The following is a 19,832-nucleotide window of genomic DNA, read 5'->3' on the forward strand; positions in this document are numbered from 1 at the left end:
GAGAGTGTGACAAAATGAAAAAATTGATTTGTGCCAGTGATGTTGAATCACTTCATGAAGAGAATAAACGAGTCATTCCTATATCAGAGAATACGATTGTAACCCCTTCAGCACATGATTTAGCTGAAGAATATGCTATGACATTTAAAGTTGAAAAAGAAACATTGGATTTACCAGACCTGATGACTGGTGAGTGGAGTAAGGAATCACTCGTGATCTTATTAAAAAGTTTACTAACAGGGGATCTCTTAACACCATTTATTCTTGAAAAAGACTCAAGTGGAATAGAAATTATAAAAAAAGAGAGCATCAAATCACAAGAATTTCCGACAAAAGAAGAGGGTGTTACTTGTCAAACAGTGATGCACTCAACTGATGGGACAGCAGTTATTGAATTATTATCTTTAGAAGATACTCACTTTATTGAACAACAACTAGAGGAGTCTTTCTATTATGTTATTTCTGGTGAATTTGATACCACTTTGAATGAAGGAAAGACAAATTTAACCATAGGTGACTTATTACATATTCCTAAAAATGAAGTCATTGATTGGAAGATTATCAAGAAAACAATGGTACTTAAAATACAACTAAAAGGATGTGTTAACTGATGAATGACTCTCTTGGAATGATTGAAACAAAAGGTCTTTTGGCAACTATTGTGGCATCAGACACGATGTTAAAGTCAGCTGACATTCATCTAGTTGGCGTGACAAAAGTAGGCGGTGGGTTAACCTCTATTTTAATTAAGGGTGATGTTTCGGCAGTAACCACAGCTGTGAGTGCTGCTGAATCGAATCTTTCATATTTATCACTTGATTCATTAGTTTCATCTCATGTGATAGCTAGGACAGAAGTGGATACTCACTTTTTTATAGATGAGAAAGAGCCTGTTGTAATCGATAGTGAGAATATCGAAGAAGTGATAGATAATGATGGATTCATTAGTGAAGATGAGTTGATGACACCTTTAGAGATTGAAGAAAAAATAGAAAACACATTAGATATTGCCTTTTTAGAATTAGAGCAGATTACTTACCAAAATAAAGAGGAGCTAGTCAGTCAATTGACTCAAATGAAAGTAGTCGATTTGAGAAAACTAGCCAAACATCAAATAGATTTTAGTATCGCTAGAAAAGAACTTTATAAAACAAGCAAAGAAAAATTAGTTGAGGCATTAAGTGAGTTTTTAATAAACAATGAATAGAGGAGTTTGAATGGAAATATTTGATAAAGACTTAAAATCCATACAGGAAGCAAGAGATTTAGCTCGCCAAGGAAAAGTAGCCGCTAATGAGATAGCGACTTTTTCAGAAGAGCAAATTGATCAAATCTTACAAAAAATGGTTCAAGTAATCAGTCAACAATCACCAAACTTAGCACAAAGAGCTGTTGATGAAACAGGTTTTGGAAAAGTAATGGATAAAATGTATAAGAATCATGCGGCATCAACTCTTTTATATGATGAGATAAAACATGAAAAAACAATAGGAATTGTGTCAGAGGATGAAGCCAAAGGAACATTTGATGTGGCTGAACCAGTAGGATTGGTATTAGGAATTATCCCATCAACCAATCCTACATCAACAGTGATTTTTAAATCAATGATTGCAATAAAATCGCGAAATGCTATTGTGTTTTCACCACATCCATCAGCTCTAGACTGCACGAAAAAAACGGCTGAAATGCTAAATCGAGCAGCTGTGTCAGCAGGAGCTCCAGATGGCATTATAAGTTGTTCGACTATTCCAACTATGGCTGGAACAAATGAATTATTACATGCACCTGAAGTCAGTTTAATTATTGCAACAGGTGGACCTGGAATGGTAAAAGCAGCATATAGTTCTGGAAAACCAGCATTAGGTGTTGGAGCGGGAAATTCACCAGCTTACATTGAAAAAACAGCTGATGTTAAAACAGCAGTAGAAAAAATTATTGCGTCTAAAACATTTGATAATGGGACTATTTGTGCATCAGAGCAATCAATAATTTGTGAAAAAGGAAATGAAGCAGATGTTGTTCGTGAGTTTAAAGCACAAGGTGGATACTTTATGACACCAGAAGAAACAGATAAAGTATGTGGCTTATTATTTAAAAATGGTTATGTCATGAATGCCGGATTTGTTGGACGAGAAGCTACAGTAATCGCAGAAGCAGCAGGTATTACTGTTCCGAGTGATACAAAAGTATTGATAGGTCGACAAGAAGGTGTAGGAAAAGGCTACCCATTATCATTTGAAAAACTGACAACTGTATTAGGTTTTTATGTAGTAAATAACTGGGAAGAAGCTTGCCATTTAAGTATTGAACTATTACAAAATGGTATTGGACATACTATGAGTATCCATACGAATGACAAAGACATGGTAATGAAGTTCGCAGCAAAACCTGCCTCAAGAATTTTAGTTAACACTGGAGGTAGCCAAGGTGGAACAGGTATCTCAACTGGATTACCCATTTCATTTACATTAGGCTGTGGAACCTTTGGTGGAAGTTCTGTTTCTGAAAATGTCGGGCCAAAACATTTATTAAATATTAAAAAAGTAGCGTATGGATTAAAAGATGTTCGAACACTAGTCAGTGATGATAAAACATTTAACCCATATACGAATGAATGCTCTAAAGAAGAAATAACTTGTCACACAAGTAGAGAAAAACAAGAGATAAAAGATGTTTCTGAAAGTGATTTGGAAACATTGACTAAAGTGGTTCGACAAATATTATCAACCATGGACTAATTAAAGAGATGAGTGAAAAAATGGAAAACTATGAAGAGTTATTAATAGAAATATTAAAGAAAATCGCCCAAGAATCACAGACAACAGATCTTAGTATTCCAGTAGGGATTTCCAATCGCCATTGTCATTTATCTAGAGAAGACGTAGAAAGTTTATTTGGTAAAGGATATGACTTAACTAAACTTAAAGACCTATCTCAACCTGGACAGTATGCATGCAAAGAAACCATCATGATTTGTGGTCCAAAAGGGATGATTGAAAATGTCAGAATTTTAGGACCTGAGAGAAAGCAAACACAAGTAGAAGTATTACAAAGTGACTGTTTTAAACTAGGCATAAAGGCACCATTAAGATTATCTGGCGATCTAGATCATTCAGGTGATGTGACCATGATTGGACCAAAAGGCTCTAAGATGTTGGTTTCAGGTGTGGTTGTGGCAAAACGTCATATTCACATGCCGTTAAAAGATGCCAAGCGTTTTGATGTTGTCGATGGAGAAAATGTGTCGATTGCTTTTGATGGTGCTAGAGGCGGCGTATTGAATGAAGTTATCGTACGAGTAGATAGTAACGCAGGCTTAGAATGTCATATAGATGTTGAAGAAGCCAATGCACTTGGTGTAAGTTCTAACACAAACATTGTGATTCAAAAAAATTAATATAAAAGAAAATTTAGGAGGAAATTATAATGAAATCAGATGCTTTAGGAATGATCGAAACAAAAGGACTAATTGGTTCAATAGAGGCTGCTGACGCAATGGTTAAAGCCGCAAATGTATCTTTAGTAGGAAAAGAATTAGTAGGTGGGGGGATTGTGACTGTAATGGTAAGAGGTGATGTTGGTGCAGTCAAAGCCGCAACAGATGCCGGTGCAGCCGCTGCTCAACGAGTGGGAGAATTATTATCTGTTCATGTTATTCCAAGACCTCATTCAGAAGTAGAAAACATTTTACCAACAGAAATCTAAAACGTTATGAGATAAAATAGAAATAAAGCGGTGCAAATTATCCTTTTAAAAAGAGATGAGATGTTCCGCTTTTTATATTAAAGGAGAAAGCGATGAAAAAAACAATCATCATTGGTTCGAATCATGCAGGGATTGCAGCAGCAAATGTCCTGTTAGAATACTCTGATACTCATGATGTGGTTATTATTGAAAAAAATGCAGAATTTAGTTATCTAGGTTGTGGCACAGCTCTTTGGGTAGGACAACAAATTGAGTCGTATGAAGGGCTATTTTATTTAAATGAATCAGAATTTAGAAAAAAAGGGGCAACTATTTACACAAATACAGAAGTGACTAAAGTTGATTTCTATAACAAGACAGTCACATGCTCTGACGATAATCATCAAATATTTACGGAACACTATGATAATTTAGTATTAGCGACAGGATCTAAGCCAATAATATTAAATGTTCCTGGAAAAGAGTTAGGAAATATTCATTGCTTGAAGACATTTAATGATGGAAAAATAGTGAATGAACTTGCTGAAAAAGAAACAATTCAACGAGTAGCAGTAATTGGAGCAGGTTATATCGGTGTTGAGATAGCAGAAGCATTACAACGAAGAGGAAAAAAAGTATTGCTATTTGATGGCGAAAATCGTTCATTGTCAAGTTATTACGATCAAGCATTTTCCCAAAAAATGGATGATACATTGGCAAAAAATGGTATAGAACTTCATTTTGGAGAGCGTGTGACAGAATATCAAGGAAATAAACAGATCGAACATTTAGTAACTGACAAAGGTCATTATGCTGTAGATATGGTAATTAATGCAGTTGGGTTTTTACCTAATAATGAATTAGGTAAAAATCAGTTAGAATTGTTTCATAATGGTGCTTATATTGTCGATGAGTGTCAACAAACAAGTAACCCTTCTGTTTATGCAGTGGGTGATTGTGCGACAATCTATTCAAATGCGTTACAAAAAACCGATTACATTGCGTTAGCGACAAATGCGATTAGAAGTGGTATGGTAGCAGGTTATAACATAGCTGGACGAGACGTTTCATCACTAGGTGTACAGGGCTCAAATGCTATTTCTATTTTTGGATTTAATATGTCTTCGACTGGATTATCTATTGAATCAGCGAAAAAGAAAGGATTAAACGTGAGTTATACTGAGTTTGAAGATTTACAAAAACCGGCATTTATGGCTGATAATTACCATGTTAAACTTCGTATTGTATATGACACTAACTCAAGACGAATTGTAGGCGCACAAATGTGTTCTGAAAAAGATGTTTCAATGCTGACTCATCTATTTTCTCTTTCAATTCATAAAAAATTAACGATAGATGAATTACAATTATTGGATTTGTTCTTTTTACCGCATTTTAATCAGCCGTATAATTATATTACAATGGCAGCTTTGAATGCTAAATAAATAAAAACCAATGCAATTTTCTATTTCAGAAAAGGCATTGGTTTTTATTTTTACTATTTATTCATGATTGCTTGACCAGCAGTAATGATAGATAATTTGTAAACATCTTCTTCATTACATCCACGAGATAAGTCAGAAATTGGTTTGTTTAAACCTTGTAAGATAGGTCCAATCGCTTGGAAACCACCTAAACGTTGTGCAATTTTGTAGCCAATGTTTCCAGATTGAATTTCTGGGAAGATAAACACATTTGCTTGACCAGCTACATCTGAATCTGGTGCTTTTTGTTTCGCAACAGAAGGAACATAAGAAGCGTCAAACTGTAATTCACCATCAATAGACATTTCAGGAGCTAACTCTTTGGCAATACGAGTTGCTTCAGCGACTTTTGTTACTTCTTCAGATTTTGCAGATCCTTTTGTTGAAAAGCTTAATAAAGCAACTTTAGGATCAATATCAAATAATTCAGCTGTTTTAGCACTTTCAACAGCGATTTCTGCTAATGCTTGAGCATCAGGGTTGATATTAATAGCACAATCAGAGAAAATATATTTTTCTGAGTCACGGTTACCTAACATCAAGAAAGCACCACTTGTACGGCTAACACCTGGTTTAGTTTTAACGATTTGTAAAGCTGGGCGAATTGTGTCACCAGTAGAGTGAACAGCACCACTTACTAAACCATCAGCTAAGTCCATATAAACTAACATTGTTCCAAAGTAGTTTTCATCTTTTAAAATAGTACGTGCTTGATCTTCGGTTGCTTTACCTTTACGGCGTTCAATGAAAGCAGCAACCATTTCATCAAATTTTTCGTAAGTGTCAGGGTTAATAATTTCTAAGTTATCAACACTTAAACCACGAGAAGTAGCCAATTCTTTGATTTCTTCAGGCTTACCAATTAAGACAGGTTCAATTAAGTTGTCTGATTTTAAACGAACAGCCGCACCTAAAACGCGTTCATCTGTGGGTTCAGGAAAAACCATACGTATATTTTTGTTAATAATTTTATGTTTAAGTTGGTCAAATAGTTCCACGAAAACATCCTCCAATTTTCTTATACTTTTTTCACAAGTCTATCATATCATGTTTATGAACAAAAAGAACAGTATTTTGTTCTGTTTTTTCGAAAAAACTTAGGTAAAACATAATAACACCAAATAAATTTTTAATAAAATAAAACAGATTTTTTTATTTTATTAGTACAGTTTAGGATAACGTCCAATTTATCTGTGGTTGATTGGTTTCTTTTAAACTATTATTTATTTTAGAAAATGGCTTTGAGCCAAAGAACCCCCTGTATGCCGATAGTGGACTAGGATGTGGTGCTTCGATAATGATGTGTTTTGTATGGTCAATTAATTGTTTTTTTTGTTGAGCGGGTTTGCCCCAAAGAACAAAAATGATAGGGTTCTCTTTTTTATTCAACGATTTTATTATACAATTTGTGAAGTTTTCCCAACCTTTGTTTTTATGCGAATGAGCCTTTCCTTTTTCAACAGTTAGGACTGTATTAAGTAATAAAACCCCTTGTTTTGCCCAAGGAACTAAATAACCACTACTAGGAGTATTGATTTTACAATCATCAGCTAATTCTTTAAAAATATTAACCAAAGAGGGTGGTATCTTGGTTCCTGGTAGTACAGAAAAACTAAGTCCGTGAGCTTGATTATCTCCGTGATAGGGGTCTTGTCCTAAAATAACGACTTTTGTTTCACTAAAAGGAGTGTAGTTTAAAGCACTAAAAATATTTTGTTTATCAGGAAAAATGGTCTTTGATTGGTATTCTTTTTCTAAAAAAAGTTCTAAGTTTTTTACATAGTCGGTTTGTAACTCATCATGCAATATGTCTTGCCAGTCTGTTTGAATTAAGTCTTTTAACATTTTTTCACCTCTATTGTTTAGTTTATCATAATTTTTTTATTATAAATGTATCTTTCAAAAAAAAATGGTACACTAACAGTAATAAAAGAACTAGGAGGAACATTATGATTAAATTGATCGCATCTGATATGGATGGCACGCTTTTATCATCCCATCTAGATATTTCAGAATTAAATAAACAAGCTATAAAAACAGCTGCAGAAAATGGTATTGAGTTTATGGTAGCAACCGGCAGAGGCTACTCTGAAGCTCGTCCTGTTTTAGATGAAGCGGGCATTCACTGTGCTATGATTACTGGTAATGGTGCACAAATCTTTGATGAGTTTGATAATGTCTTACATACTGTTAGTTTAGAAAAAGAAACAGTTAAAGAGGCTATGAAAATTTTAGAAGAGGAAGACTTATATTATGAGCTAATGACAACAGAAGGTGTGTATTCGAATAATGAAGCACAACGAATTGAAAAGTTTGCGATTCTTTTATCTGAAAATATTCCTCATTTAACGTTTAAAATGGCAATTGCCATGGCTTCTACTCAATTAAAAATGTTACCTGTTAACTATACTGAGCATTATGATATTTTAGTTGATGATCCTGAAGTCGAGATTTTAAAAGTGATTGCGTTTAATGAAGAGGGAGCTAAGAGATTTGAGCCAGCTTTAGAAAAACTTCATAAATTAATGAATGTTCATGTGACATCATCTGGTGTGAATAACTTAGAAATTAATCATGTGGATGCAACAAAAGGAAATGCTATAAAATATATCGCTGAAAAGCGTGGTATTTCTATGGATGACGTCTTTACAATTGGTGATAATTTTAACGATTTACCTATGTTAGAAGTTGCTGGTGTGAGTTTTGCTATGGGAAATGCTGAAGAAAAAGTCAAAGAAGTTGCTAAGTATCAAACAGATACAAATATTGAAGACGGTGTAGGTAAAGCAATACTACGAGCAATTGAAGAAAACCTTTAGAGCGACGATTTTGATTAAAGGAAGTTGATAGCAATGGAGACATACTATATTAAAGAACATGTCCTTTCAGCTAATGTTCGTACAGTTATTAAAGATATTCAGGATAAACCAGTGTATATTTTAGTTGGACGTTGGGGTGTGAAGGGGGATGTGCTATCGGTGTATAGCATGGAAGGGGATGTTTTAGCAACAGTGAAACAAACGACATATGCTTTTCCATCTCGTTTTGATTTGTATGATAGGCAACAAAAAGTTGGCTCTTTAGGTAGATTATTTTCATTGAATCGTGATATTTATTTAGTAAAGCAGCTGAATTGGTTAGTTTTAGCTAATGTTGGAAAACAATCCTATCGAATGTATTCTTTAAAAGAACGAATGATGTTGATGAATAAGCATACATCATTTCAAGGAGATTACTACAAGCTATCAATTATCAATAAAGAAGTATCTCCAATTTGTATTTGTATAGGAGCTGTAATGGATTATTGGGCAAAAAATAATGAAAAAAATTGGCAAACTGTTAACTCATTTCTTAATCCTAAACCTTCTTATCAATCAATTGAATTAATTAAAAAAAAATAAAAGCACTTTGGGAAACTTTCCTAAAGTGCTTTTTTGTTATAATAAGTTTATTGTTCCTCGGCATGCTTCGATTGTTTCTTCATCCCATAAAGATACTTGCACTTCTCCAATATGAGCTTTTTCTAAAAGTAACATGCACATACGACTTTGACCAATCCCACCACCAATTGTTAAAGGTAATTCATTTGCTAAAATTTGTTGATGGTATGGGTATTTCAGCCGATCAGTTGCGTTGGCTTTTTCTAACTGTTCTTTTAAGGAAGTTTCATCCACACGAATCCCCATACTAGATATTTCGACAGCAGTTTGTAGTGGTTCATGCCAAAATAGTAAGTCTCCATTTAATTGCCAATCATCGTAGTCAGGAGAACGACCATCATGCGGTTTTCCGCTCAATAATTTATCTCCGATTTGCATAATAAATGTTGTTGGGTGCTCTTTTACATAAGCTAGTTCGCGTTCTTTATCATTGAAATCAGGATATAAATTTTCTAATTCTTGTGTTGTGATAAATGAGACGTTGCTATCAAGTTCAATAGATAGAGATGGGTATTTCGTATGCAAACGACTAGATGTTTCAATAATGGCATTGACAATTTGTTGGACAGTTTGTTTTAAATAATCTAGGTTACGTTGCTCTCTTGAAATAACACGTTCCCAATCCCATTGATCCACATAAATAGAGTGTAAATTGTCTAACTCTTCATCACGCCTAATCGCATTCATGTCAGTATAGATTCCATTTCCTACATGAAAATCATATTGTTTTAAAGCTGTTCGTTTCCATTTAGCTAGTGAATGAACCACTTCTGCAGGAGTATCTAAAGCTGGAACGTCAAATTGTACAGGTCTTTCTACACCGTTTAGATTATCATTTAAACCAGACGTTGTATCCACAAATAATGGTGCAGAGACTCTTTTTAATTTTAAACTTCCAGTTAACGCTTCTTCAAACCAGTGTTTTGTTAGTCCAATCGCTTTTTGTGTGTCATAAACAGACAACGAAGATTGGTAATTTTTTGGTACAATTGTTTTTTTCTTCATATAGTTCACTTCCTAATCAAAGATTTCTCACTATTTTATCATACTTGTTTAATAATTGAAAAATATAATTTAAATTTTCAGAATAATTATCAATTTCTTTAATGAATAATAGTTTTAATTAGTTAGTAGAATATAAAAACAATTAAATGAATGATATGTTCAGTAAATATTTAACCTTGAAATCAAAAGAGGACTTCATTAAATTATTGATAAAAAATCTAATGAATATAATAAGAAATGATTTACTATTTAGTTAGGTAATCAGATAGATTGTAATGCTTGAGAAATAAGGACATCAGATGATTCAAAATTTAATGAATAACTATTAATGAAGGAAGTTGGGTCAGAAGAGGTTGATTTTAATGAAATAGATATTAGAGGTAATTAATATTTTTTATAATATGAATATCTTTCTAACAAGTATAGAAGACTATAATTATTGTTCATTTTTTTACAAAAAAATCATAAAAACAACATGTTATCCGGTTGACATGAAAGCGGATTTAATTTATACTCTTAAATGTAGAAAGCGCTTTTCAAAAAAATGTTAACCGGTTGCTATAACTGGAAGACTATAATATCATCGGGGGAAACTGATATGTCAAAATTCAAAGAGTCATTTAAAAATCCATCTTATCTACAAAGTTCATTAACCTTACTACTATTCTTCGCTTCATGGGGAGTATGGTGGTCATTCTTCCAGCTATGGCTGACTTCTGAATCTAACGGTTTGGGATTAAGTGGTAGCGCTGTCGGAACGATTTTTTCAGCTAATTCATTAGTAACATTAATTTTTATGTTTATATATGGTACGTTGCAGGATAAGTTGTACATCAAACGAACACTATTAATTGTTTCAGCAGGCATTGCAACACTTGTGGGACCGTTTTTTATATGGGTTTATGGTCCATTACTAAAAAATAATTTTAATTTAGGAATACTTGTAGGAGCAGTTGTTTTATCAGCTGGATTTCTATCATCAGTTGGCATTTTTGAAGCGGTGACCGAAAGATTTAGTCGTTTGTTCGATTTTGAGTATGGTCAAGCTAGAGCCTGGGGATCATTTGGGTATGCGATTGTTGCATTATTAGCCGGTTTCCTTTTTGTGAAGAATTCTAACTTAAATTTCTGGGCTGGCTCATTTTTTGGCTTATTATTATTACTTAATTTATTGTTATGGAAACCTAAAGCTGAGAAAATAGCTAGCAAAGAATTTGAAGACAAACAAGCAGAATCAAGTAGTATTCCGTCTCTGAAAGAGATGTTTGGATTACTGAGATTACCGCAACTATGGGCAATTATTATTTTCATTGTGTTTACATGGACATTTTATAATGTATTTGATCAACAAATGTTTCCAGGTTTTTACACTAGTTTATTTTCAACATCAGCAGCAGGTGAAAAAATGTATGGTACGTTGAATGCGATTCAAGTATTTTGCGAAGCAATTATGTTGGGTGTTGTCCCAATCATCATGAGAAAAATCGGTGTAAGAAACACACTATTATGTGGTGTGACTATCATGTGCGTGAGAATAGGTCTATGTGGTTTTGCCTCATCACCAACAGCTGTTTCTTGTATTAAAATGCTACATGCCTTAGAAGTACCGATGTTTATTTTACCAATGTTTCGTTATTTTACTTTGCATTTTGATACTAAATTATCAGCCACTCTTTATATGATTGGGTTTCAAATTGCAGCACAAGTAGGTCAAGTTATTTTATCTACTCCATTAGGAATATTAAGAGATAAAGTGGGTTACCAGTCAACATTTAGAATTATTTCAATGATTGTTTTAGTGGCAGGGGTTTATGCCTTCTTTACTCTTAAAAAAGATGATCAAGATGTTCAAGGAGATCCATTCATTAGAGGTTAATAAATAAATTAATGACTATTAAAAACGAGAAAGTAGGAGATTTATTATGACAAACAAAGATACGATAGAATTAACAAACACACGCTATAGACTAGGGTATCATGTATCTGCACCATCAGGATGGATTAATGATCCAAATGGTTTTTGTTTCTTTGATGGTTATTATCATGTGTTTTTCCAACACCATCCACATAGTGCTGAATGGGGACCAATGCATTGGGGACACGCTAGAAGTAAAGATTTAGTTCATTGGGAAGAATTGCCAATTGCGTTGACACCTGGTGATAAAGAAGACGAGGATGGTTGCTTCTCAGGTAGTGCAATTGAAAAAGATGGAGTACTCTATCTATTCTATACTGGACATCATTATTATGGAGATGGTGATAAAGAACATTTTTGGCAAAATCAAAATATGGCTTACAGTACAGATGGCATTCATTTTACAAAATATGAAAATAATCCTATCATCGCTAAAGAGCCTGGAGATAATACACATCACTTTAGAGATCCGAAAGTTTGGGAAAAAGATGGCATTTATTACATGATTTTAGGAAGTCAAGGTGAAGATGGACTAGGTAGAGCCATTATTTATTCATCTAAAGACTTATTAGAATGGGAATATGAAGGGCCTATTTCTAAAGCAACTGGGTTAAAAACGGAAGGCTTTATGTGGGAATGTCCAGACTTTTTTAATCTTGATGGAAAAGATATCTTATTATTATCACCACAAGGAATCGATGCTCAAGGGAAAGATTATTTAAATCTGTTCCAAACAGGGTATTTCATTGGTGATTATGACTATAAAACAGCAACATTTACACGTGGTGAGTTCCATGAATTGGATAAAGGGCATGATTTTTATGCGACACAAACAACATTAGCACCAGATGGTAGAAGAATTGTAATCGCGTGGATGGATATGTGGGAAAGCCCAATGCCTGAGCAAGAAGATGGTTGGGCAGGAGCTTTAACTATTCCACGTGAATTGAGATTAAAAAATGATCATCTTTACATGACACCTGTTAAAGAATTAGAAACTTTGCGCGCAGAAGAATTAAAGCATGATACAACAACTGTAATGAAAGAATTATGTTTAATAAAAGATGCCTTATCTAATGAATTATTAATAGATGCTCCACTAGATAAGTCAGAAGAACAAGAACTCATTATTTCATTAAAAACGTCTGAAAATGATTTGGTTTTATTAACATATTCTAATAAAACGAATGAATTTATTTTAAAACGTAATGACAAAGACGACTTAAGATATGGTACAATTCAGTCATGTGATAAACTGTCATTACGAGTATTTATTGATACAAGTTCGATTGAAATTTTTATTAATGATGGAGAGCTCGTGTTCACTGAGCGTTTTTATACTGAGGAAAAACCTGAGGTATGTCTTTCAGTTAGTGAAAAACAAACAATTTCTTATACAGTTTATCGTCTTGAAAACGATGCAGTTTCTTATAACTAAGGAGGTTTTATTGTGTTAATTGGTAGTATTGAAGCAGGTGGAACAAAATTTGTCTGTGCTGTAGGGGATGAAGATTACCGTGTGAAAGATCAAATTACTTTTCCTACTACTACACCAGAAGAAACATTAAAAAAAGCAGTGGATTATTTTAAGCAATTTGAGATTGACGCACTAGGTGTGGCATCTTTTGGGCCAATTGAAATTAGAAAACATTCGCCAAAATCTGGTTATATTACAACGACACCAAAACCAGGTTGGAAAAATGTCAATGTACTAGGTTATTTAAAAGAGGAATTAAATGTTCCAATGTCTTGGACAACTGACGTGAATGGCTCAGCGTATGGTGAATATATTATGTCCACTTTATCAAATGAAAAAATAGATTCATTGGTTTATTATACTGTTGGAACAGGTGTTGGCGGTGGAGCCGTTATTAACGGTGACTTACTAGGTGAAGCGGGACATCCTGAGATGGGACACACCTATGTTAAGCGTCATCCTGATGATTTAGAATTTGAAGGGATTTGTCCTTATCATGGTGACTGCTTAGAAGGATTAGTTGCTGGTCCAACTTTTGAAGCTCGTTTGGGCAAAAAAGGTGAAACGGTTCCTTTAACAGATCCAGTTTGGGATATTATGGCTTATTATTTAGCACAGGCTGTTATTCAAACAACTCTTATTATTCGACCAGATAAAATCGTGTTTGGCGGAAGTGTGGCGAATGAAACCTTACTTGAAAAAGTTCGTAAAAATGTGACTGAACTCTTAAATGATTATGTTGGGTTACCACCTCTAGACAAGTACATTACTCGACCATTAATTAAAAATAATGGCTCAGCAACATTGGGTAACTTTGCTTTAGGATTAAACCAATTACAAGAATAATACTAGTAAAAAGGCTTTTATAATGAAGTGTTATAAAGGCCTTTTTTATGCTATTCTAGACACAGAAAAATGACGAGGGGTAGTTTTATGAGACCGAAGTTAGAAGATGTAGCCAAAAGAGCAAATGTATCAAAAACAACCGTGTCGCGGGTATTAAATAATCGAGGATACTTAAGTCAAAAAACGATTGATAAGGTTAACCAGGCGATTGAGGAGCTTAATTATCAACCAAACGTGGTGGCGAGGCAGCTTTACAATAAAAAAACTAATATTATTGGATTGCTATTTCCAACTGTAGCAAACCCTTTTTTTGGTGAGCTGGCTGAAGCATTAGAAAAGAAACTATATGAAAAAGGTTATAAAGTATTAATTGGTAATTCAATGAATGATTCCAAAAAAGAATCAGATTATTTAAATCAATTATTATCGGAGCAGGTAGATGGTTTAATTGTTGGAACGCATAATCAAGGAATACAGGAATATAAATATCAAAATCTACCCATTGTGGCGATTGATCGCGTGATGAATGAAGACATTCCAGTTATTGAGTCAGATAATTATCAGGGTGGTAGATTTGCTACTAAGGAATTGATTGAGCAAGGAGCAAAAAATATCATCCATACGAATGGACCTAGTGAATTAGAAACGCCAGCTAAACGTCGTCGAATAGCTTATGAAGAAACAATGAAGGAACATGATTTGATACCTAATACAATAACATTAGATTTTAATATTCCCTATCAAGAAAAGAAAAAAATATTTTATGATTTATTTGAAACATACCCAGATGTTGAAGGAATATTTGCCTCGAATGATATGGATGCGGCATTGATACTACAAATAGCAAAAGAAAAAGGGATTCGTGTACCAGAAGATTTATTATTAGTTGGTTATGATGGAACGATTATGACTCGTAGTATTCTGCCTGATTTAACAACAGTTGTGCAACCGATTGATGAGATGGCAGAGATAGCAATTGATATTTTAATGAAACGAATAAATAAAAAAGAAACAGAGAAAGAATATATCCTTCCAGTAAAAATTTGGCGAGGAAAAACATCAAAAAAGGACAGCTATAAGTCGGACATCATCTATTGAAGTAAAGTTATAGTTCCTTATATTTAATTCATGTAAAATGTATTTGTTGATAAATTAAGGTTAATGGTTATGACTAAATTGAATATTTGAAATAAATTCTGCGTGACAATATGGTGTAAATTAAGATGAAGTAGGACTGATTATTCTTTTATAATCTAATAAATTATGTCATGATAGACAAAGTGACAGTTAGACGATAAAGGAGATTGATGATAATATGAGAAACATAAAAATGACGATTGAATATGATGGGAAAAGATATCAAGGATGGCAACGGTTAGGAGATTCTGATAAAACAATTCAAGGCAAGATAGAAAATATTATTCATCAAATGACTGGTGAAAAAATAGAAATTATAGGCTCAGGTAGAACAGATGCAGGAACTCACGCAAAAGGACAAGTGGCTAATTTTAAAACAGAATCAACTATGTCTTTGGACGAGATGTTAGACTTTTTTCATCAATACTTACCACAAGATATTGTAGTGAAACAACTTAATGATATGCCAGAACGATTTCATGCTAGATATAATGCAAAGGGAAAACAATATAGCTATAATGTCTGGAATCATCGTATTCCATCAGCTTTTTATAAAAATTATAGCATGCATGTCCCAGAGTACTTAAATATGGAAAAAATGGAAGAGGCGTGTGAAAAATTAAAAGGAACGCATGATTTTCGAGGTTTTTCTGCATTGAAAAAAACGAAAAAATCAACTACTCGAACTATATCAGATATAGCCATTCAACGTCATGGTGACATTTTGCAATTTACCTTTGTAGGGGATGGCTTTTTACATAAAATGGTTCGCATTATGATGGGAACATTACTTGATATTGGTGTAGGTCGTTTAACTGTAGAAGACATCGATGGTATTTTTGAAACTGGTATTAGAAGTCAAGCAGGTGATACAGTGCCAGCACAAGGTTTATTTTTAGATGAGGTATTTTATAAGTAACAAAAAAGGAGGCAATGTGTTTAACACATTGCCTCCTTTTTTAATCTTTTTTGAAGAATCTGATACCAGTTAAAATTGTGGCAATGAAGCAAATAACAAATGAAGTGATATAAACAGCATGCATCCCATAAATGAAAACATCTGGACGTCCTGCTATATAAGTTTTAATCCTTTGTCCATAATGCTGACTCATTGCAGCGTACAAGATAGTTGTTGATAGAGAAATTCCTACCACCATCCCTAAATTTCGTGCAAGAGAATTTAAACTACCTGCTACACCTAAATCCTTTTTCTCGACATTGCTCATAACAAGAGTGTTATTGGGTGCTTGAAATAAGGCATTTCCAAGACCGACAAAAATAGAAGCAAATATAAAAAAGATAAGAGATGTTTGTTCGCCTAAAGTTAAATAGAGTAATTGAGAAATAGTGATTAAAATCAATCCCACAAAAGTTAATAATTTTGCACCAACTTTATCAGTGATATATCCACTAACAGGAGAGCCAATTATCATAGTAAAAGGAACTACCATCATTAAGATACCTGCAAAACTAGCAGAATAGCCTCTTGTATTTTGTAAATAAAAAGGAATCACAACATTTGTAAAAAAGTTTGTGACAAAAATCATAGAAGCTGTTAACAAACTTAACGTAAATACTTTATTTTTAAATAAAGAAAATTGAATGAGAGGATTGTTCTTTTTTGTCTCAATTCGGTAAAAAATCACCATCGTTATCAATGCAATAATAATTAATAAAATAGGCAATGTGTGTGTATAACCTAATTCTTGACCGATAAATATGCCACCAAATAAAGTTAAAATAATTGTGGCAAATAATATAAATCCGATAAAATCAATTTTAGTCCCAGATTTTGTTGAATCTTTTGGTAAAACTTTTTGTCCAAGTAAGATAGTTAATATGCCAATAGGTACATTGATTAAAAAAATATATTCCCAAGAAAATTTGGCAAGAATGACACCGCCAAGTCCAGGACCCATAATCGATCCCAGTGACACGAAAGCACCAATCATCCCTAATGCTCGACCACGTTCACTTAACGGAAAAACTTCTGTGATAATTCCTGTGTTTGTTGACATAGTCATACTAGCACCAATCGCCTGGATAACACGAGAAAGTAGAATGAGTTCGAATGTATGAAAGACACCACATAATAACGAGCCTAAGACAAATGTTATCGTTCCAATACGAAATATTTTAATCTTTCCAATACTGTCGCCAACCTTACCGAAAAGTGGTAAACAAGCACAAACGGTCATTAAATAAATTGATACAATCCATTCTGCTTGATTCATTGGAATATGCATGTCTTTTGACATTACTGGTAGAGCGATATTAACAATACTTCCATCTAGTGTAGACATGAAAGTAAATAGTCCAATCGCAACTAAGACAAGCCATCTATTTTTGCTAGGTGATTGATTTATTGTTTTCATTAATTTTTCCTCCATTAATCTATTGGTATAGCGTTTAACATCATTCATTGGAATAAAGTAAGTGAAATGAATAACCAATAATAGATAAACTACTTTATTATCTTACTACAAAGTTTCATTTTTTAGGGGAATTTTTTATAAGAAACAAACTACGATATTTATGATAAACTAGGTTGAAAGAATAAATTAGGGGGACAGGTTGTTTATGGTGGAAAGCAATGAAAAAGATGTTGTTCATCAGTTAGGTGTCTATATTAGAAAGATAAGAAAAGAGTCCGGGCTAACGATGGAACAACTATCAAAAAAATCAGGCGTGAGTGTTTTATCAATTGGTAATATTGAAAATGGTCGGACCAATCCAACGATTAATATTTTATGGAAGTTATCCCAAGCATTAAATATGACCTTATCCCAATTAATTGGTTACTCTAATGTATCAAATACTGTATCTAAAGTCAGCACCATGGCTTATTTTATGAGTGATTTAACAAAAGGATGGCTGGTGCAACCTGTTTTTCGGGAAGATAATATTGAAGTGTTTAGAGTATGCTTAAAGGCTAATTCTATTAATACCGCACAATATCAGCCAAAGGAATCTGTTGAAGTATTAACGGTAATGAAGGGGAAAATTGCTATAAAAGTCGAAGGTAACATTTATCACTTAGAAACATATGATACGATTAATTTTTATTCTGGAACCATTCATGAATACATTAATGAAACTGATGAGGATGCTCTTTTAAGTATTGTTGTTAAATATTAAAAAGTATATTATAATATATATTTATATATTATAATATACTTTTTGATTTAAGGAGATTAATGATGGAAAAGAAAATAAATAAAGTGTTGTTGTTAGGAATTATTTTTGTGGCGATGAATTTACGATCGCCCATTACTGCTGTAGGACCATTAATAGGGGTTATCTCAGATGATTTAATACTTTCAGGAGGGCAAGCGGGATTAATTACTACTATTCCATTGATGTCTTTTGCTATTATTTCTCCAATTGCACCTAAATTAGCAAATAAATGGACAATAGAAAAAACAATTTTTGGTGCTTTAATTGTCTTAGTACTAGGTATGTTGGTTCTGTTGCAAAGTTTTTCATTTAATCCAGTTTAAGTTAAAATGAAAATAAAAGATGGTTAGGAACTTTCAAATGACTCATTTTAAAGGAAAATAATTCAAAAAAGATATTATTACCGTAGCCGTTGGCTACTATTTAAGATATAACTTGAGTTATCGGGAAGTGTCTGAAATGATGAGCGATCGAGGAATCACTGTTTGTCATACAACCATTTATCGCTGGGTAAAGATTACAGTCGAATTATTTATTGTTTATGGAAAAAAAGAAATAAATTGGTTAATGATTCTTGGAGAATGGACGAAACGTATATAAAAGTGAAAGGAAAGTGGCATTATCTGTATCGTACTATTGACTCTTCAGGTTTAACATTAGATATTTGGTTACGAAAAAGTCGTAATAAACAGGCAGCTCATGCTTTTTTTAAACGGTTAATCAAACAATTTGGAGAGCCTAGAGTTCTTGTAACGGATAACGCTCCTTCGCTAATTAATGCGTTTAATCGACTAAAATCTGAGGGGAAATTTATTAATACTGTCCATCGAACTAGTAAATACTTAAATAATATTATTGAGCAAAATCATCGCCATATAAAGAAAAGACACAAATCATATCAGTCCATAAGAACTGCTTCTTCAACAATTAAAGGGATTGAAACTATACATGCATTATATAAAACTAGCCAAAGAGACGAAAATCTCTTTGGCTTTTCAGTCATCACTGAAATAAACAATTTATTGATACAGACTGTATAAGATTAGCTCATATATAGAAATTGATTTTATTTTTTTAACTTTGCAACAGAACCAGTTGGACTATAGGTACTAGACCTGATGCAGAATTAGTGAATACAATGTTGAATAATAGACTAGCTACTCTTCAAGATTTTGAACGTCCAATCATCCATTCTGATCGAGGTGCTCATTATCGATGGCCCGGCTGGATCGAAAGAGTACAAAAAGCAAATTTATTTCACTCTATGTCAAGTAAAGGCTGTTCACCATATAATACAGCTTGTGAAGGTTTCTTTGGACGTTTAAAAAATGAAGTGTTTTATAGACGGGATTGGAAAAACGTGACACTTAATCAATTTATAGACTATTTAGATCATGCTATCCATTGGTATAATAATGAACGAATTAAGCTATCTTTAGGAGGATTAAGTCCTATTGAGTATCGTCAAAAACAAGGATATATTTGCTAAAAAGGGTCCAAAAAAACATCCGCACTCCCTTTCTTACATTTTTTAATTGCCTTTGACATTAATCCAAGTATATAAACAAAAAAACATTAGTAAGGTATATTCAAATGAAATTTGAGCAAGAAAAAATAACCACTCAAGCTATTCATACCAACAGATCGAGTACTTATCTTCAATTATT

General features: G+C 33.2%; 20 protein-coding genes and 1 pseudogene. 17 read left to right on the top strand and 4 right to left on the bottom strand.

Annotated features, from left to right (window positions below):
- Positions 1–14: 14 nt before the first annotated feature.
- The 6 genes from AC37UB_RS04795 (at position 15) to nox (ending at position 5,129) form a co-directional block, all read left to right on the top strand.
- A complete protein-coding gene (locus AC37UB_RS04795) occupies positions 15–611 on the top strand; it encodes a cupin domain-containing protein (RefSeq protein ID WP_117972448.1) in 597 nt (198 codons plus the stop codon).
- The gene (locus AC37UB_RS04800) at positions 611–1,207 is read left to right on the top strand and encodes a BMC domain-containing protein (RefSeq protein ID WP_490685393.1); all 597 of its coding nucleotides are present in this window, start codon (positions 611–613) and stop codon (positions 1,205–1,207) included. Before AC37UB_RS04795 ends, AC37UB_RS04800 begins: the two co-directional genes overlap by 1 nt.
- A 10-nt stretch (positions 1,208–1,217) precedes the next feature.
- Positions 1,218–2,738: an acetaldehyde dehydrogenase (acetylating) gene (locus AC37UB_RS04805; protein ID WP_117972450.1), complete on the top strand. Its 1,521-nt coding sequence runs from the start codon at positions 1,218–1,220 to the stop codon at positions 2,736–2,738.
- 20 nt (positions 2,739–2,758) lie between these two features.
- Positions 2,759–3,397 carry a phosphate propanoyltransferase gene (locus AC37UB_RS04810; protein ID WP_117972451.1) on the top strand — a complete coding sequence of 213 codons (639 nt, stop codon included), beginning with the start codon at positions 2,759–2,761 and terminating at the stop codon, positions 3,395–3,397.
- Between the two features lie 29 nt (positions 3,398–3,426).
- The gene (eutM, locus tag AC37UB_RS04815; RefSeq protein WP_117972452.1) at positions 3,427–3,705 is read left to right on the top strand and encodes an ethanolamine utilization microcompartment protein EutM; all 279 of its coding nucleotides are present in this window, start codon (positions 3,427–3,429) and stop codon (positions 3,703–3,705) included.
- A 92-nt stretch (positions 3,706–3,797) separates the two neighbouring features.
- A complete protein-coding gene (nox, locus tag AC37UB_RS04820) occupies positions 3,798–5,129 on the top strand; it encodes a H2O-forming NADH oxidase (protein WP_117972453.1) in 1,332 nt (443 codons plus the stop codon).
- A gap of 53 nt (positions 5,130–5,182) precedes the next feature.
- Here the strand turns inward: nox and pta are convergent, their stop codons facing one another.
- Positions 5,183–6,166: a phosphate acetyltransferase gene (gene pta / locus AC37UB_RS04825; RefSeq protein WP_117972454.1), complete on the bottom strand. Its 984-nt coding sequence runs from the start codon at positions 6,164–6,166 to the stop codon at positions 5,183–5,185.
- Positions 6,167–6,338: 172 nt separating this feature from the next.
- Positions 6,339–7,013 (bottom strand): uracil-DNA glycosylase, encoded by a 675-nt coding sequence (locus AC37UB_RS04830; RefSeq protein WP_117972455.1) that lies wholly within the window; start codon positions 7,011–7,013, stop codon positions 6,339–6,341.
- Between the two features lie 104 nt (positions 7,014–7,117).
- Between AC37UB_RS04830 and AC37UB_RS04835 the strand changes: the two genes are divergently transcribed.
- Positions 7,118–7,987: a Cof-type HAD-IIB family hydrolase gene (locus AC37UB_RS04835; protein WP_117972456.1), complete on the top strand. Its 870-nt coding sequence runs from the start codon at positions 7,118–7,120 to the stop codon at positions 7,985–7,987.
- Positions 7,988–8,020: 33 nt separating this feature from the next.
- Positions 8,021–8,569 (top strand): LURP-one-related/scramblase family protein, encoded by a 549-nt coding sequence (locus AC37UB_RS04840; protein WP_117972457.1) that lies wholly within the window; start codon positions 8,021–8,023, stop codon positions 8,567–8,569.
- A 36-nt stretch (positions 8,570–8,605) separates the two neighbouring features.
- Here the strand turns inward: AC37UB_RS04840 and asnA are convergent, their stop codons facing one another.
- Positions 8,606–9,613, bottom strand: coding sequence for an aspartate--ammonia ligase (gene asnA, locus AC37UB_RS04845; protein WP_490685394.1), 1,008 nt, complete (start codon positions 9,611–9,613; stop codon positions 8,606–8,608).
- Between the two features lie 598 nt (positions 9,614–10,211).
- Here asnA and AC37UB_RS04850 point away from each other — a divergent pair.
- The 5 genes from AC37UB_RS04850 to truA all read left to right on the top strand — a co-directional run bounded on the left by AC37UB_RS04850 (position 10,212) and on the right by truA (position 15,907).
- Entirely contained in the window at positions 10,212–11,489 is a 1,278-nt protein-coding gene (locus AC37UB_RS04850; protein WP_490685395.1) for an MFS transporter, read from the top strand.
- Between the two features lie 46 nt (positions 11,490–11,535).
- Positions 11,536–12,966, top strand: a complete 1,431-nt coding sequence (locus tag AC37UB_RS04855) for a glycoside hydrolase family 32 protein (RefSeq protein WP_117972464.1) — start codon at positions 11,536–11,538, stop codon at positions 12,964–12,966.
- 12 nt (positions 12,967–12,978) lie between these two features.
- On the top strand, positions 12,979–13,851 hold the full coding sequence (scrK, locus tag AC37UB_RS04860; protein ID WP_117972465.1) for a fructokinase ScrK: 873 nt from the start codon (positions 12,979–12,981) through the stop codon (positions 13,849–13,851).
- An 87-nt stretch (positions 13,852–13,938) separates the two neighbouring features.
- A complete protein-coding gene (locus AC37UB_RS04865; RefSeq protein WP_490685396.1) occupies positions 13,939–14,949 on the top strand; it encodes a LacI family DNA-binding transcriptional regulator in 1,011 nt (336 codons plus the stop codon).
- A 217-nt stretch (positions 14,950–15,166) separates the two neighbouring features.
- On the top strand, positions 15,167–15,907 hold the full coding sequence (gene truA / locus AC37UB_RS04870) for a tRNA pseudouridine(38-40) synthase TruA (protein WP_490685397.1): 741 nt from the start codon (positions 15,167–15,169) through the stop codon (positions 15,905–15,907).
- 40 nt (positions 15,908–15,947) lie between these two features.
- Here the strand turns inward: truA and AC37UB_RS04875 are convergent, their stop codons facing one another.
- Positions 15,948–17,363: an MFS transporter gene (locus tag AC37UB_RS04875; protein ID WP_490685398.1), complete on the bottom strand. Its 1,416-nt coding sequence runs from the start codon at positions 17,361–17,363 to the stop codon at positions 15,948–15,950.
- A 205-nt stretch (positions 17,364–17,568) separates the two neighbouring features.
- Here AC37UB_RS04875 and AC37UB_RS04880 point away from each other — a divergent pair, with 205 nt between their 5' ends.
- The 4 genes and pseudogenes from AC37UB_RS04880 to AC37UB_RS04895 all read left to right on the top strand — a co-directional run.
- A complete protein-coding gene (locus AC37UB_RS04880) occupies positions 17,569–18,126 on the top strand; it encodes a helix-turn-helix domain-containing protein (RefSeq protein ID WP_117972469.1) in 558 nt (185 codons plus the stop codon).
- A 62-nt stretch (positions 18,127–18,188) separates the two neighbouring features.
- Positions 18,189–18,488, top strand: coding sequence for a hypothetical protein (locus tag AC37UB_RS04885; protein ID WP_490685399.1), 300 nt, complete (start codon positions 18,189–18,191; stop codon positions 18,486–18,488).
- Positions 18,489–18,561: 73 nt separating this feature from the next.
- Positions 18,562–19,205 (top strand): IS6 family transposase gene (locus AC37UB_RS04890; protein WP_490685479.1). Its coding sequence is split into 2 segments (ribosomal slippage): positions 18,562–18,679 and positions 18,679–19,205, totalling 645 coding nucleotides; the frame shifts between segments, so codons are not numbered across the junction.
- A 53-nt stretch (positions 19,206–19,258) separates the two neighbouring features.
- Positions 19,259–19,654, top strand: a pseudogene (locus tag AC37UB_RS04895) (transposase); the annotation flags it as partial.
- Positions 19,655–19,832 lie beyond the last annotated feature (178 nt).

This window comes from Vagococcus changpingensis, from assembly GCF_058211775.1.